This is a genomic window from Halegenticoccus soli (assembly GCF_002844195.1).
Classification (GTDB): Archaea; Halobacteriota; Halobacteria; order Halobacteriales; family Haloferacaceae; genus Halegenticoccus; species Halegenticoccus soli.
Genome location: NZ_PEND01000005.1, coordinates 444642 through 460809, shown reverse-complemented (window position 1 = coordinate 460809; position 16168 = coordinate 444642). Strand labels below are relative to the sequence as shown.

The 16168-nt window shown below is 59.2% G+C and carries 11 protein-coding genes and 1 pseudogene; 7 read left to right on the top strand and 5 right to left on the bottom strand.

Annotated features, from left to right (window positions below; all coding sequences use genetic code 11):
• Positions 1-60: 60 nt before the first annotated feature.
• Complete coding sequence (locus tag CNO20_RS15980; protein WP_101297112.1) at positions 61-870, top strand: DUF8170 family protein; 810 nt, start codon at positions 61-63, stop codon at positions 868-870.
• Between the two features lie 55 nt (positions 871-925).
• Here CNO20_RS15980 and CNO20_RS15975 read toward each other — a convergent pair whose 3' ends face one another.
• The 4 genes from CNO20_RS15975 to CNO20_RS15960 form a co-directional block, all read right to left on the bottom strand.
• On the bottom strand, positions 926-2848 hold the full coding sequence (locus CNO20_RS15975; protein ID WP_101297111.1) for an alkaline phosphatase D family protein: 1923 nt from the start codon (positions 2846-2848) through the stop codon (positions 926-928).
• Positions 2849-3036: 188 nt separating this feature from the next.
• Positions 3037-4215, bottom strand: a complete 1179-nt coding sequence (locus CNO20_RS15970; protein WP_233204226.1) for a PQQ-dependent sugar dehydrogenase — start codon at positions 4213-4215, stop codon at positions 3037-3039.
• Positions 4216-4457: 242 nt separating this feature from the next.
• The gene (gene galK / locus CNO20_RS15965) at positions 4458-5630 is read right to left on the bottom strand and encodes a galactokinase (RefSeq protein ID WP_143423273.1); all 1173 of its coding nucleotides are present in this window, start codon (positions 5628-5630) and stop codon (positions 4458-4460) included.
• A 774-nt stretch (positions 5631-6404) separates the two neighbouring features.
• Positions 6405-7058: a helix-turn-helix domain-containing protein gene (locus tag CNO20_RS15960; protein ID WP_158237434.1), complete on the bottom strand. Its 654-nt coding sequence runs from the start codon at positions 7056-7058 to the stop codon at positions 6405-6407.
• Between the two features lie 370 nt (positions 7059-7428).
• Here CNO20_RS15960 and CNO20_RS15955 point away from each other — a divergent pair, with 370 nt between their 5' ends.
• On the top strand, positions 7429-7713 hold the full coding sequence (locus tag CNO20_RS15955; RefSeq protein WP_101297107.1) for a PadR family transcriptional regulator: 285 nt from the start codon (positions 7429-7431) through the stop codon (positions 7711-7713).
• 476 nt (positions 7714-8189) lie between these two features.
• On the opposite strand, the gene CNO20_RS15950 is transcribed toward CNO20_RS15955, so the two are convergent.
• Positions 8190-9674 (bottom strand): alkaline phosphatase D family protein, encoded by a 1485-nt coding sequence (locus tag CNO20_RS15950; RefSeq protein ID WP_233204225.1) that lies wholly within the window; start codon positions 9672-9674, stop codon positions 8190-8192.
• A gap of 1077 nt (positions 9675-10751) precedes the next feature.
• Between CNO20_RS15950 and CNO20_RS15945 the strand changes: the two are divergent.
• The 5 genes and pseudogenes from CNO20_RS15945 to CNO20_RS15925 all read left to right on the top strand — a co-directional run.
• A pseudogene (locus CNO20_RS15945) lies at positions 10752-11362 on the top strand (IS6 family transposase); the annotation flags it as partial.
• Between the two features lie 101 nt (positions 11363-11463).
• A complete protein-coding gene (locus CNO20_RS15940) occupies positions 11464-12789 on the top strand; it encodes an ADP-ribosylglycohydrolase family protein (RefSeq protein ID WP_158237433.1) in 1326 nt (441 codons plus the stop codon).
• A gap of 145 nt (positions 12790-12934) precedes the next feature.
• Positions 12935-13555 carry an ECF transporter S component gene (locus tag CNO20_RS15935; protein ID WP_101297104.1) on the top strand — a complete coding sequence of 207 codons (621 nt, stop codon included), beginning with the start codon at positions 12935-12937 and terminating at the stop codon, positions 13553-13555.
• A 28-nt stretch (positions 13556-13583) separates the two neighbouring features.
• Positions 13584-14351, top strand: coding sequence for an energy-coupling factor transporter transmembrane component T (locus tag CNO20_RS15930; protein WP_101297103.1), 768 nt, complete (start codon positions 13584-13586; stop codon positions 14349-14351).
• Positions 14348-16063: an ABC transporter ATP-binding protein gene (locus tag CNO20_RS15925; RefSeq protein ID WP_101297102.1), complete on the top strand. Its 1716-nt coding sequence runs from the start codon at positions 14348-14350 to the stop codon at positions 16061-16063. The genes CNO20_RS15930 and CNO20_RS15925 overlap by 4 nt, the downstream gene beginning before the upstream one ends.
• Positions 16064-16168: the final 105 nt, after the last annotated feature.

The window sequence follows — 16168 nt, the reverse complement described above, 5'->3', positions numbered from 1 at the left end:
CCGGGATTTGCCAAACTGGTTCGGAAGAGATATGGTGCAGTGGTTTGAACTGCGTTCCGGATGAGCGACCCCGGCCCGCCGCCTGACGCTGCGGACATTATGACGCTGGTTCACGAAGCGGTTGGCGGGCTCGAACTCGAACCCGCCGAGAAACGGAACATCTGGCGGTTTGCCCAGCGAGAACTCCCCTACCTCTGGAGTCAGCGAACCTCCTATTTTATCCTCGGTAGCTACCGCGATCCGTACATTCGTCGGCTTCGTGCCGTGCAGAACGAGCTCACGAAGCAACTCGGGGCCTATCCGTTCGTTATGGGCGATCTGGTGGAACTTCCAACCGATCGCCTCAACGTCTTCGATATCATGTTCTCCTTGCTCGCCTCCTACAGTGACTACATCGTCGCCGTCTTCGAGAAGGAAAGCGGCGGCGAGGCTCCGGAACTGGGCGAAATCGACGATCCGCCGTACTTCGACAAATCGTACGTGTTCCCGCGCGATTACGCCTGGATTACCGACGCGAATCTAGCGTCGAAACACCACGTCGTCCGAGCCGCCGTCGAGATCGCGTTCACCGATGGGCTGACTGATGACGAGAAACGGGCGAAGATTGCGTCTCTCGTCGACCGCGCGCAGAACGACGACGTCGATATCACAGAACAGGAGGTCCGAGATACGATCGACCGTCGGAAGACCGAAGGAAGCGAGCCAGCGACCTACAGCTGGGTCCATCTCAACAAGTTCAGAAAGTTCGAATTACACGACCGGTGCTTGCCGTGGACGACGGAACGGGAGCTCCGGTCCGCAGTCGCGGAGCTTCCCTCCCCGACTCCTCGGCCGGCCTGGGAAGACCACGAAGACGCCGGACGATCGTGAAGGCGAGGCGCGGAGCAAACGCACAACGCCTCGCCCTCCGGTCCGAGGGCCGGTGCTAGCTCGGCGGGTACGACTTCTCGTCGAGGACGATCTTCTCGTCGTTGGCGACGAGTACCGTGTCCGGATTACTGTTGTTCAGGACCGCACCGGTGAATCCGGTGTAGAGCGTCGACTGGGTGTCCTCGCCGCTCCCGTTTCGGACGGTGACCGTTTCGCCCGCTCCGAGTGTGAAGTCACCGAACACGTAATTCTGTGCCCTTCCGCCCTCGAAGCTGAGGATGAACCCCGAGCAATCGATCGCCGCGTCGCCGCCGTTACGCAGCTTGACGTACTCTCCGTTGAGGTTTTCGCCGTCGCGTCCCGGTGCGTTCGCCTGAATCTCCGTGATTTCTACCGGTTCCTGTTCCGGCCGCTCGGAAACCAATTTCGCGCCGGGGTTGCCGGCGTCGGTCGCGAACGACGCGAGAGTCCGAACCGACGCGGTCGGTTCTTCGACGGTCGAGACGACCCGGTAATCGGTCTGCCACCGCTCTTGAGTGATCGTACAGCGGACGTAGCCCCGATCGACGTTGAAGAACCGCTGCCACGGTTCGCCCGCCGACGGGCCGTACTGCGTCATCCCGGAACCGTCTCCGAACGAGGAGATCGAGGTACCGACGTACTCGGTGCCGACCGTCTCGGAGTCCGGGTCGGAAAAGTCGGCTTTGAGGTCGTAGACGTAGTTGCGGTGGACGTCGCCGGTGACGACGACCGGATTCAGGTCGGCGTCCTGTGACATGACCTCCAGGAGCGTCTGTCGGTCGGCCCGATAGCCGTCCCACTTGTCACCGCCGCCGAAGTCCTGCACGTCCGGGTTCGGATTCTCGTCGGTCGCGGCCACGGGGACCTGGTTGGCGAGCACGTTCCACCGGGTCGTCGAGTTCGCCAGTCCCTCGATCAGCCACTCTTCCTGTTCGTCGCCGAGGATCGTCCGCTCCGGATCCTTCGCTTCTTCGCTGGAGTCGACCTGATCGTCACGGTATTGACGGGTGTCCAGGACGTTGAACTCGGCCAACTCGCCGAAGGTGAACCGCCGATAGAGCGGCATGTCCGGCCCGTCGGGCATCCGCGAGGGGCGCAGCGGCTGGTGCTCGAAGTACGCCTGGAAGGCGTCGGCCCGTCGTTTCAGGAACTCCTCCACGGGATCGTCGTCCTGGGAGATCTCGTCCGCCCAGTTGTTATCCAGTTCGTGGTCGTCCCACGTGACGATCCACGGGAACGCGGCGTGGGCCGCTTGAAGATCCGGGTCCGTCTTGTACTGAGCGTGCCGAATGCGGTAGTCGTCGAGGCTCTCGATTTCGCGAGGCGGTTCGTGACCCCGCCCGAGTGATCCCTGTGCTCCACCTTCGTAGATGTAATCGCCGAGGTGGATAGCGAGGTCGAGATCCTCTTCGGCCAGGTGGCGGTGAGCGGTGTAGTACCCTCGCGGATAATTCTGACAGGAGGTAAAGGCGAAGCGGAACTCCTCGACGGCCGCTCCCTCGGCTGGTGCCGTTTTCGTCCTCCCGACCGGACTGTAATGGGGGCCGACCTTGAACTGATAGTAGTATTCAGTGTTCGGATCGAGACCTTTGACGTCGACGTGGATCGAATGAGCGTACTCGGGGTGCGCTATCGCATCTCCTTCGCCAACGACGTTGTTCATCTCTTCGTCGGTCGCTATTCGCCACTGGACCGGCACTTGGCGATCGGGCATTCCCCCGTCTCCCTCTAACGGTTCAGGAACGAGTCGGGTCCAGAGGACGACAGAGTCGGGCAGTGGATCTCCCGAGGTCACGCCCAACGTAAACGGATCGCTCCCGAGTACCCCTCGTACCTTGTTCTCCTCCGCAGTAGCGAACCCCGCGCCGGTGGTTCCCAATCCCGCAATCGTTGCCGTGGTATACGCCCTTCGAAGAAATTCGCGCCGACTACTTTCGAGTTGGTTGGGGGTTTTCATCCCAAAATTCTATCAGAAAATAGGATAAATAAATCTGTATAATATTACTATGGATGTGAATTCCGGTAACAGGGATCGATATAGTCGTAGTGATTTTCGGCGCACTTCCCGACGTTTACGCCGGGTTTCCTCACGACAGGGTGTATCGACTACCTTTTCTGAGACGTGTTTTTCGGTCGATTTATCGGTTATCCCGCGGGAACGAGACGGAAGAGGCTCCCTACGCCAGTCGCAGAGCCCAGCACGTACAGTTCTCCGTCGTCATCACGTCCGAACGAGTATATGAGTTCAAGTGAGGTTCGGTCGTCACTAACTATCTCGACGGTTCGGGTCAGCCACTGACTGCCAGTCGTAGAGCGCGTCGCAGCGAACAACCGACTGTCGGCGATCAGGTCGCCGAAAACGTACGCCCCTTCGAGCGACGGCAGTGCAGAGCCACGATAGACGTAGCCCCCGATAACCGACGCGCCGCTGATGGGGGCAGATGAGTGCGGATAGCTGATGATGGGATCGATCAGTGGGTCACCTCGTTGATCGGTGATGGGCGTTCCATCCCGGCAGCTGGAAGCGGTAACGCAGCTGGTCCCCTCCTTAATTCTCCACCCGTAGTTACCGCCCTTCTCGACCAGGTTTACTTCCTCGTATCGATTTTCGCCGACGTCGCCGACAAAGAAGCCCGCCTCATCGAATGACATTCGCCACGGATTTCGGAACCCCCACGCGTACTGTTCATCGAGTCCCACTGTGTCGACGAGCGGGTTGTCAGCGGGGATCGCGTAGTTCTTCGCGCCCTCTCTGGTGTCAACGTCGAGCCGGAGGATGCTTCCGAGCAAGTTCTGGGTGACGTCTTGGCCAGTGCTCTCGCTACCGATGCCACCCCCGTCACCGCCGCCATCTCCAACCGCGACGTACAGATATCCGTCTGGTCCGAACGCGATGGCACCGCCATTGTGGTGGGGGTACGGCTCCGGAATTTCCAGGATCGTTCGCTCGGAGTCACGTCGCGCTCGGAGCCCGTCGTCGGAGGCCTCGAATTCTGCGAGAACGAACGTATGGCTGTAATTCGAGGGAGTTCCCGGCCGTCGTGGGGCGCTGTAGCGAACGAAGACCCGCTTGTTTGCGTTGAAACCTGGGTGGAGCGCGATACCCAGCAGTCCTCTTTCAGTGCCGAACTCGATAGCGTCCTGCAAATCAAGGAATGGCTTCTCGCGGAGGCCTTCTGCACCGTGAACGTAGACGATACCTACTTGATCAGCGATGTATCGTCGATCGGTATGAGGCGCGAAGGCAACGTCGAGCGGCACCCGCAGATTCGTGACGACTGTCCGAAGTCCGACTGATGCGGGAACTTTGTCGCTGGTCGCCACGCCCGAATCACCGGAAAACCACGTCTGGTTTCTTCCCCACCTTTTTGTACGGACGGGGACCTGAGTGATGCCAAGAGCACCTGCGGCACCGCCAACGGTGGATTTGAGAAAGCCCCGCCGTTTCACGACCTATGTAAGGTCTCTGACTACAAAAAGTGGTGGGCGGGCTACCGCCCTGATCAATATTCGGGGACGTTTCTTCCTTAACTCGCTGTCGTATCCCGCCACGTGCTATCTCGCCTTCAGTTCGCTTGTACTCCTTTGACGAGCGAATAGACGGCTACCTGCGGGTCGACGTCCGTGCGCGATCGGAACTCGCGACGGATAGCATTCACGGCGTCCCCTGAGTTTTGCGCTCGCACGAGTCCGATCACGCTTCCGCCGAAACCGGCACCCGTCATTCGAGCCCCTAACACGTCGTCCTGGGTACGCGCAACGTCGACGGCGACGTCGAGTTCCTCGCAACTCACCTCGTACAGGTCGCGGAGACTCGCGTGCGAGTCGTACATCAAATCGCCGACGGTCTCGATCTCACCTTCCCGAAGCGCGTCCACCGCCCTCTGAACGCGTCGATTCTCGTAAACGACGTGTTCGCACCGTTCCCGTACGGGCGCTGGGAGTCGCTCCTGATACGCTTCGAAGTCGTCGATCGAGATGTCCCGTAGCGAGGTCACTTCCCGGTCCAAACACCGATCGAACAGCGCCACTCCCCTCTCGCACTGCGCCCGCCGCTCGTTGTAAGCCGACTCGACGAGTTCGTGAGTGACGGTCGTGTTTATCACGACCGCGTTCACCGTCTCGGCCGGGAACGGAATGTGCTCGACCGCCTCGTCCCGACAGTCGAGAAAGAGGGCGCTGTTTTCGGCGCTGAGCGCGACCGCGTACTGATCCATGATGCCGCAGTTGACGCCGACGAACTCGTTTTCCGCTCGCCAGCAGTGCCGCGCCAGCGTCCGGTTCGAACACTCCAGGTCGTTCATCCGATCTACGGCTGCGGCGACGGCCAATTCCAGCGCTGCGGAGGACGAGAGACCCGCGCCAGATGGCAGGTCGCTCCGCACGACGAACTCCGCCCCGCGAAGTGCATGATCCTGGGCGAGTTGCGTGCACACCCCTTCGACGTAGTCGATCCAAGAACCCTTCGCGTCCGGATCGGCATCTTCCAGGGAGAACTCTCGAATCTCGTCGTACTCCTCGCTGTACGCCGCGACGGTTTTGTCCGTTCGCGGTCGTGCTGCAACGTTGACATACTGGCCGATCGCAGCTGGGAGTACGAACCCCTCGTTATAATCCGTATGGCCTCCGATGAGGTTCACACGGCCTGGTGAGATCGCAACAAAAGCTTGCTGGTTTGATTCTCCGAAGATCGTTGTTAAGAGGTAATCAGGATCGTTCATATTTAGCAGATTATTCAACAGGATCTCCAGTTGCTTTAAATTATTGTATAGCTGGCCCTATTCATTGCACCTACTGGGGACCAGAGACACTGCAAACGTTTTTGACATCCTCTCTACCCTGAAAGATGGAGATTCCCACGAGTGTCATCTCGCTAAGTTTGGGCGTTTGCGGTTTGTACACCGACGAGGTGCTGGCCGGGCCAAGTAGCCGTCACTCGTTTCCTCGACGCGACGTTTCTCGTCATTTCCTTCGTGGTTACGGCGTGTGGCGGTGGATTCGGCGGGGTACTTCGGTAGTTAGCGTCGGTACCCGCCCCGTTTCGACGGTATGCCGTCGAAACGCAGTCAGGGACTCCGAATTTGTCCGATTATAGAATTGCAGGCGAGAAAACCCACGACTGAAGTCGTGGGATGAATCGCCGTCTTTGTCGTGGAAACACTTACGGTACTTCCCGCCGTCCATTGTAGTATCGGACGAACACAACCAACATCAACAACAACCAAAAGAGCGGAAGGTAGACCCCTTCTGGCGCGTCCGATTGCGACTCAAAGCAAGTAACTCCGAATCTGACGACGACGTGTTTCGGTTCCGCCGGAACCGAAACGACGGTTCCGAACACGTTGAGGATAGGAGTACCGGTAGCGTGGCACTGCCAGCAGTCCACCAATACCTTCACGGGACTGCGCTCGGAGATTCCAACTCCGACTGCGGTGGTGGAGTGCAAACCTGCAAACACCCAACTCAGCAAGAACGGCTTGTGGGAAGCCCACGACTTCAGTCGTGGGAGGATGTCACCTGTCTCTTATGCCAGCAAGTGTATTCATGAGCAGAGTTTTGATTCCTCTCCGAACTCGTTCGGAGGCCGCCTGGCTCGAAATATTGAAGCGTGCCCCTACCTCATCCATCGAGATCTGCCGTGGTACATCGAAGTACCCCATTTCGGCAGCATAAACAAGTGTTTCGAACTGTCGATCAGTGAGTCCGTAGCGGAAGCCGAGCTCAGCCTCTTTAGGTCGATAGATGCGTGTAGGCGTCACCTTAACGTTTGTATCGTCGCAATGAGATTTGAAGGCTGACAACGCCTTGTGCGACGGAAACCGGAGCTCTAATCTCCAGACGTCGGCTGATCCAGCAGCATCCAGGATATCGGCATTCTGTTTGGCGATTCCCTCCATAACGCTATTGGGCTCTTTTACCCACTCAATGGCGTACAGCGTTCGGTCTTCGAACGATTCAAGCTGTCTAACATCTTCAACCATTGAATGAGTTCGGAGGTGATGGCGGGTTACCGCGGGATCACCACCGTAGACCCAAAGTAGGGGCATCGTTTGCTCTCCTGATGGAACAACCCGCTCAAGTTCTGCCCACGCATCTGGGATTTCTGCAAGCACGTTAGCTAGGAGAAACTGAGCGGTCTTGATCTCGAACTTACCAATGACACTCATACCCATGGGTATCTTCGAAGAAAACTTAGTTGTGAGGGCTTAGTCATCGAGAACTTCTTCTCTTCCTCAAGGATACCGATATTCGACCAAAGGAATACTGAGCTTTATAGTATCTGCTTCGCCGTTTACGTTATCCGCTTGCACCGAGTATCCTCACATCCATAAGGGAGTTAAGAGACGCCCCCAAGTAGGCTTCTTCGTACTCGGGAACGGGCTGTACTAGCAGGCTGTTTTCAAGGTGAATAGAGTCAAAATACATGGTTGACGGTAAGAAGACCGCAAACGCCAGTGAGAAGTGCAATAGTACGATCTTATTACAACGGAATGTATGTGAATAACAATTAGCACACGGTATCAATTCTCTATTTCAATGTTCGAGCTAAGTGGATTCCAACGAGACCTCTTGGTTGTGATCGCTGGCGCTGACCAGCCATCGGGTCAAGATGTCAAAGACGGACTCGAAGAAGTGTATGGAGACGAAATCAACCATGGCCGGTTGTATCCGAACCTCGATACGCTGGTGCAGAAGGGATACATCGAGAAGGGAACGATCGACCGACGAACGAACTTCTATGCGATTTCTGAGCAAGGACAGGAGTCACTCCGTAAGTGGACCGAATGGCAGCGTGAAACCGCGACACAAATTGTTCACTAGGAGTCAGTTAGACCTCCTCCACGCCGTGGCCGACGTGGAATGTGGGTGCCAGACTTTGGTTGTCGCCTTTAAGATTCCACCCCAGACTCAGCGGGATCCAGCGGCATTTCGGGAAGGTTCAAGTCAACCGACGAGTCCGAAAGCGCGTTTCTTTCGTGAAACATCAGGGGAACTCTCGTTTCCTCCCTCATAGGGCTGCCCGGCCACCGAGACCCCGACTCCAGCATGTTATCGCCGTGCGAACAACGCCGTGCCGGCCGCCACTGGTTGTCTGTTTCGGACTGGCTCTCACCGCTGGCGCAGCACTTTGTGATACACGGGGCCGCAACAGACTGGCTGCTAGGGAAACGACTCTATGGTGTCGCTCAACCTCTGCATAAGTGGTCGCCTGCTCAGAATCCTTGCTCTCCTATCCGCCAGTGTGGAAACTCTCTATATGACCCAATTCGTACGATTGGGCCATGTTCGAACTGACGCTAGAGACTTTGGATGACGGGAGCTCCGTCATCGATGACGAAACTAGCATCCGTACGAATTGATGCGCTCGGACGCGTCACGTAGTCGACAACGCGATAGTCAGTCCGCCACTGGGTGGGGGTGAGCGTGCAGCGGAGGTAACCGCGCTGGTTATTATAGTACTTGACGTTCTCGTTTTCGGACAACACCTGCCTGCCGAAATCGTCCATCTCGACGCCATTCCCGCCGGAGCTGATAGAGGTCCCAATGAACTCGGTGCCGACCGTTGCCGAATCGGGGTTTTCGAAATCTTTCTTGATGTTGTTAGCAATGTTCGTGTGGAAGTCCCCGGTAACGACAACGGGGTTGCGGACGTGTTGTTCGAAGGCATCGAGGACCGTGTTCCGATCAGCGACGTATCCGTCCCACTGATCCATCCGGTAGCCCTCTTCGGGTCCTTCTTCGAAATCCATGGATGCCATTGGCACCTGGTTCGCGATGACATCCCAGGTCGCGCTCGATGCCTTGAGATTATTTACTAACCATTGCTCCTGAGCGTCGCCGAGGATGGTTCGATCCTCATCGAACCGTTCTGAGCAACCTACTACGCTGAACGCGTCGTCGCATGCTTGGTCGGTACGATACTGACGTGTGTCAAGCACGTTGAACTCGGCCAGATCGCCAAACGTGAAGTTTCGATATAGTTTCTGGCTCGATCCGTCCGGCATCTGTGCCATCCGGAACGGCATGTGCTCATAATAGGCTTTGAACGCTGCAACCCGGCGCTTCAGGAACGTGTTGCGCGTCTGTTTATCCGGATCCTGCGGTACATCACCGGCCCAGTTGTTATCGACTTCATGGTCGTCTCTCGTAACAAGCCACGGTGCGCTTGCGTGAGCGGCCCGCAGATTGGGATCAGATTTGTAGAGACCGTACTGAAGGCGGTAGCGGTCGAGCGTCTCCGTCTCAGAGCGATAGACCGGCGGGACTGAGACATTTCGATCTCCGCCATTTGGCCCGATGCCATATTCGTAGATGTAGTCACCGAGATGGATGATTAGATCAAGCTCATCCGCAGCCATGTAGTCATAGGCCGTATAAAACCCGTTATCCCATGCTTGACAGGAGGCGAACGCGAACGTGAACTCCTCAGGGTTGTCATCAGGCGCCGGAGCAGTCTTCGTCCGCCCCACAGGGCTCTGGTGCCCTGCGGCTTCAAATTGGTAGTAATACTCTGTGCCAGGTTCGAGATCGGCCACGTCCACATGGACGGAATGTGCGTGCTCAGGTTTTGCAAAGGCGACACCAACTTGCTCGACAGATTTCATGTTCTCCGTGGATGAGATCTTCCACTGGACAGGGACCTTCTCTTGAGGCATCCCCCCACCGCGCTGAAGGGGATTCGGTGCAAGCCGCGTCCAGAGAATTACAGAATCCGGCAGTGGATCACCCGAGGCGACACCGAGTGAAAATGGATCGTCTTCGAATCGGCCAGCGTCGTCCACCGCAGTGGCAGCACCCGACGTGCCAATCGCAGCGAGTGCCGTCGCTCCACCGGTTCGTTTCAAAAACCGCCGTCGGCTATGCGCAGTCGGATCTGGAGTCGAGTGATTGCCTAACTTCATGCAACTTTAATTCTTATCGACCTCTATTTTAGGTATTATAATATTAATAAAAACACGACAAAAGGAGTTAATAGGGTACTGTTATTCTCTGTATTAGTATTTATCTATAATTTAAATCTGGACATTTACTGCATTTTCCGCTTTAATCACTGCTTCTGGAATCCACCGATTACCAGTAGATGACACCTACCGCTACTCAATCTACCAAAATGAAATTATAGGATTTAGAAGAGAAACCTACGACTAAAGGTGTGGGATGAATCGGCGCATACTGTTCAAACGTCGAAACCACGAGGTTTGAGCTCCCCCACTCCGTATCTGCGATTGTCGTTGCGACGGATTCCCGTCGTAATTGACTGTTCGAAAACTGGCAGTTGACGTGGCGTTTGCCTCAGCAAAATGTAAATCTCCGGACGCCCAAACTGACGGTAAAAATCAGGTACCTCCGAGTCCTTCCCGGGTGAGGAGTAACAGGGGCGTGGCAATCCCATCGGCGTGTCGGGTCGTACACGTACGTTCTCAACCCAGCGCAAACGGGCGTGGGAAGCCCACGACTTTAGTCGTGGAAGGATATCACGTGATATCGAACTTCGTAATATCCTCAGACCCACAGCGTAGACAGTGTTCGTCGATTGGATGGAGGGTAGTTCCGCAAACGCGGCATTCATAGATGATTGCGTCCTGTTGTTTTCCTCCAGCGAGTGTCCTAATCATCCATGAAAGCGCGCTCATCCGAATTGGCTCCTAACAGTCATTAGCACAACCCATTGTTCGAACGCACATAAACCCGGCAGTCAGTTTATTACTGTTCTTCGTGTGTATCAGCGCCTCTCTGTGCATTTGTGTAAATAATGTAATAGAGGTAGATATAAATTATCACTGCCATTTTAGATGCCCGGGTACTGTCTAGTTGAGCCAGTTTGAGGAAAGAGCAGGTCGTTGAGTTAATTTGGACTAATGCTTGCAGACCTGCTCAGCGAGTGCTTAGAACTGGATTTAGAAGAATCTTGGGAGAACGAGCGGACGGCGACGCTCGTCAGGGCGTTCGCCGTTAGCCTCCATGAGGTTGGTTGTTCGCTCCGCGAGACAACAACGATCTTGGCGACATTGGGCGTTGAACGCTCGCATGGGGCGGTCTGGAATTGGGTACATCGGCTGGCTGACAGCGGATGTGACTCACCTGAGGCGAAGCCGAAGCGGATCGCGGTGGACGAAACCGCTGTCAAATTAATGACGAATGGTCTTGGATGTATGCCACAATCAACACCGAAACAAAGCTGCTGCTCGACATCGCTGTGTTTGATCAAGGTGGTACTGATCAAGCGACGACGTTTCTCTCTGAACTTGCCGAGAAACACGATCTCTCGGACGCTCTGTTTCTCGTTGATGGCTACGGCTATCGGACTGGCCTCTTTCGAATTGGGTTGAGCGGTCAGCTCGACTACACCGAGCGAAACTTGATTGAGAAACGGTTTCACACGCTCAAAATGCGCATCGACCGCTTCTACAACTCCTGGGTGGGCAGTCGGCCGAGTATCCAGCGGTGGCTTGAACAGTTTGTGCATTACTGTAAGTTACCCACGACTCAAGTCGTGGGCTTCCGCCTCGAACTATGTGTGAACTCTCAGTCGAAACGAGAGCTAAGTACTGGGGTCGATTCTTGGGCAGTATGGATGTCGAATACCTCGCGATCGAACCGCGGGAACTCGTCCTCGAGCGTCGGCATCTCGCTGACGCGAGCCGGCCAGCGGAGAAGTTGACCGACGAGTTCGACGCACTCATCGCCGATATGGAAGCCGACGGTGCTGAAGCGCACCAGGATCGCGCACACGCCCTCCTGGACGAGTGCGAATCACTTCCCGATCCTCGCGCCGACGAACCGGACGAGTTGGAGGCGATTCGTGCCGCTCGGCCGAGTGGCCCGCGGCGGCTCGACGTCACCGACGACGAGCGTACCGACCGAATCGCGGGTGCATGGGTGGGACGGCTGGCGGGGTGTCTGCTCGGCAAGCCCGTCGAGACGTGGACGCGGACCGAGATTCGGCGCTTCCTCGACGCTACCGATCAAGCGTTAGATGGGTACCTCCGAGCCAACGTCTCCGGCAGCAACGGGTTCGACCTCGACGAGACCGGTGGCTGGATAGACCGCGTCGACGGTACGGTTCGCGACGACGACGTCGACTTCACCGTCGCCGCGCTGGAGACCCTTCGGCGGGCCGGGCCGGACTTCACGAGCGAGGATCTCGCCTGGACGTGGCTGACGCAGCTGCCCGCGGGAAAACTACACACCGCCGAGCGCGTCGCGTATCGGAACCTCCTCGACGGCATCGATCCACCTGAGTCAGCGACTCGCCGCAACCCGTATCGCGAACTTATCGGGGCACAGATTCGAGGGGACTGTTACGGTTACGTCGCTCCCGGGAACCCCGAGTTGGCGGCGGCGCTCGCCTACCGCGACGCGCGGGTGAGCCACGTGCGCAACGGGATCTACGGAGCGATGTGGGTCGCGGCGACGCTCGCGGCCGTTCCGGCCGTCGAAACGCTTCGGAGCGCTCTCGAAATCGGGCTGACCGAGATCCCGGCCGATTCCCGGTTTGCCGACGCTGTGACGACGGTGCTCTCGTGGCGCGACGACGAGGTGGACTTCGCGACGGCGATCGACCGCATTCACGACGGGTGGGACGACGGCGATTACTACGAAGGGTATCACGTTCTGCCGAACGCACAGGTCGTCGCGGCGGTGCTGGCGTGGCCAGGGTCCGACCTCGATTTCGGGACGGCGATCTCGCGAGCCGTCGGCGCGGGCTTCGATACCGACTGCAACGGTGCGACCGTCGGATCTGCCGTCGGCCTCCACGTCGGACGCGACGCGCTGCCGGATGCGTGGGTGGATCCCCTTGGGGATCGCGCGCGGACGGCGCTTGCGGATCAACCGTGCCCCTCCATCGAGTGGCTGACGGCCGAGACGGTGACTCTCGTCGATCAGGTCGTGTGATTCCTTGCCACTGATCCGGAACGCCTATATAACGTGCAGGATCGTACACGTTGTATGAAGGAAAATCTTATTCAACTCTCCGAATCGAAGCAGAATCACCGAAGAGCCCTTCGACCGGTGATTATTCGGTTGGCGGTGATATACGATGGCTGACCCGACCGAATCGGGGTACCTCGATCGCGTCCGTCGAGAGTTCACGACGCAGACGTGGGTGCTCATCCCGATGGGCGTCGCGTTGAGCGTCGTCGCCGCGTACGTCGTCAACGTGGTAAAGGTGCCGTTCCTCTACCTCGACGCTCTCGGGGTCGTGCTCATCGCCATACTCGTCGGGCCCTGGACGGCCGCACTCACCGGGGTGTTCGTCAACCTCGTCGAGGGTTTCATCGTCAATCCGACGTTCTGGGCGTACACGCCGCTGCAGGTCGCGTTCGGTCTCGCGGCGGGCTACATGGCACGAAGGGGGTGGTTCCGCCGCTACTGGAAGGTAGTCGTCGTCGGGCTCGTCCTCGCGATCATCTCCATCGTGATGGGCGCGCCGATCACGGTGCTGGCTTTCGGAGGCGTCACGGGCACCGGATCCGACGCCGTCACCGCGTTCTTCCGGGCGACCGGCTCCAACATCTGGTCGGCCGTGGTCGGCCAGACGCTCGTCGTCGAACCTATCGACAAGGTCGTGACCGCCCTGCTCGCGGCGCTCATCGCCGAGCGGATCCCTGCGCGATACCGACCAGAAACGGCGGCGAAGGTGCTGGATAGGGACCGTTGACCGTGGATCGCAGCTCTCCGCTCCGGCGATGAACGGCGAACCCGTCGCCTACCACCCGGACGACAGCGTCGTCCATCGTCTGCACCCGGTGACGAAGGTGGTACTCCTGGTCTGTTGTATCCTCGGAGCGTACCTCGCTCCCGTTCCGGTGCTGTTGGCGTTGCTCGCCGCGCTCGCCGGTGCGGCTTCCCTCGCCGGCGTCGGGCGCGCCGTCGGACGGGCCGCGGTTCCGATCCTGGTGCCACTCGGCGTCGGCCTGCTGGTCATCCACGGCCTGTTCACGAAAGGAGCGGGCGTGGCACTCCTCGCTGTCGGTCCCGTCACGCTCTGGCGTGAAGGCGTACTGTACGCCGTGTCCTTCTTCGGCGTCCTCACGGCGTTCGTGTTGGCGGGGCTGCTGTTCGTCACGACGACCCACCCGAAGAAACTGATGGTGAGCCTCACCGAGAAGGGTGTGCCCCGGAAATTAGGGTACGTGTTCGTGGCGTCGCTCCAGCTAGTGCCGGACCTCCAGCGGCGCGCCGGACGCATCCTCGACGCCCAACGGTCGCGTGGGCTGGACACCAGCGGATCGCCCCGGAACCGTATCCTCGCGCTCGTCGCGCTGTTGACTCCGTTGTTGATCGGGGCGCTCATCTCGACGCGGACCCGATCGCTCGCGCTGGAAGCGCGGGGGTTCTCAATCGAGGGACCCCGTTCGTCGCTGTACTCGCTCGTCGAATCGCCGCTCGACCACGCGCTGCGCGTCGCCGCCGTCCTCGGCGTCGTCGCCCTCGTCGCCTGGAGGCTCGTATGAGCGACGTGTACGTCGACAGCGTTACGTTCGTCTACAAGAACACCGAGGAGCCAGCGCTTCGTGAGGTGTCCTGCCGCATCGACGCCGGCTCGTTCGTCGGCGTCACCGGCCCCTCGGACGCGGGAAAGACGACGTTCTGTCGACTCCTTCCCGGGTTTATCCCGAACTTCTTCGGCGGCGACTTCGAAGGGTCGGTCACCGTCGGGGACGTCGACACCTCGACGACGAGCATCACCAGCCTCGGGAACGCGGTTGGGTACGTCTTCGAGAACCCGTTCGACCAATTGACCGGCGCAGCGACTACCGTGCTGGAGGAGGTCGCGTTCGGCCTCGAACAGCGCGGCGTCCCGTCGGCCGAGTTGGAACGTCGCGCGAGGGCCGAACTCGAGCGGGTCGGCATCGTCGACCTCGCCGAGCGCGATCCGAACACGCTCTCCGGCGGCCAGCTTCAGCGAGTCGCCATCGCTAGCGTTCTCGCGCTGGAACCGGCGGTGCTGGTGCTCGACGAGCCGACGTCGCAGCTCGATCCCGACGGGACCGACGCCGTTTTCGACGCGGTCAGTCGAATCCACGCTGCTGGACGCACGGTGGTTCTCGTGAGCCAGGACCTCCAACGCCTCGCACCGCGATCGGAGCGTCTCCTCGTCTTCGAGGACGGACGCCTCGTTTGCGACGCCCCGCCACGAGAGGTGCTCGACGCCCGGTCGCTCGGCGCCGACCGGTCATTTGACGACGCGGTGCGCGTTCCGCCGACGGTCGACGTCGGCCGTCGCCTCCGCGATCGCGGCGTCGTGCCGGCGGACCGGCCGCTCCCGCTCACGGTCGCGGAAACCGTCGAGGAGATAACGCGCCACGCCGAGGTCGTGACGACCGCCATTCCGAATAGCGACTCCGTCCCCGACGGTACGACCCGTGGATCTTCTGTGGATCCACGGATTCGGATCGAAAACGCCCGCCACGTCTACGAAAGCGGGGTCGAGGCGCTTCGGGGCGTCACTCTCGCGATGAACGGCGGCTGCGTCGCGCTCGTCGGACACAACGGTGCGGGCAAGACGACGCTCGCGAAACACCTGAACGGCCTGCTCAGGCCGACGGCGGGACGAGTCGTCGTGCGGGGAACCGATACCCGCACGGCGAGCGTGGCGGAACTCTCGGCCGACGTCGGCCTCGTCTTCCAGAACCCCGACGATCAGTTGTTCCGTGCGACCGTCGAGGACGAGATCCGCTTCGGTCCGGAGAACCTCGACCGCGTCGACGCCGAAACGCGGGTCGAGGCGGCGATCGAGCAGCTGACGCTCGACTCTGTTCGGGAGTCCGACACCTACGAACTCGGTCGGGCCGCCCGCAAGCGCGTCGCCCTCGCATCGGTGCTCGCGATGCGGACGCCCGTGATCGTCCTCGACGAACCCACGGCGGGACAGGACGCCGCTGGCGTCTCGATCATCGGAGAGGCGATCAGCGATCTCGTGGCCGAAGGCCGTCTCGTCGTCTGTATCACCCACGACGTTGAGTTCGTCCGCGCCCACGCCGACCGGGTCATCGCCCTCTCGGCGGGCGAGGTCGTCGCCGACGGCACCCCTCGCGAGGTGTTCGCCGACGAGGCGGTGATGGACGAGGCCGGCCTGCGGGCCCCTATCGTTACGAGAGTCGGCGAGGCGCTCGGTCTGAGGGGGGTGCTACACGTCGATGATCTTCTGGAGCGACTCGCGTGAATACCTTAATCTACTCCGGCGCGTCACACATCAGGTGACATTGCGGCTTCCTGCTTCGGCGTTGGAATTCCACTGGAAGGTAAAGCAGTTGTGAACTCCCCCACC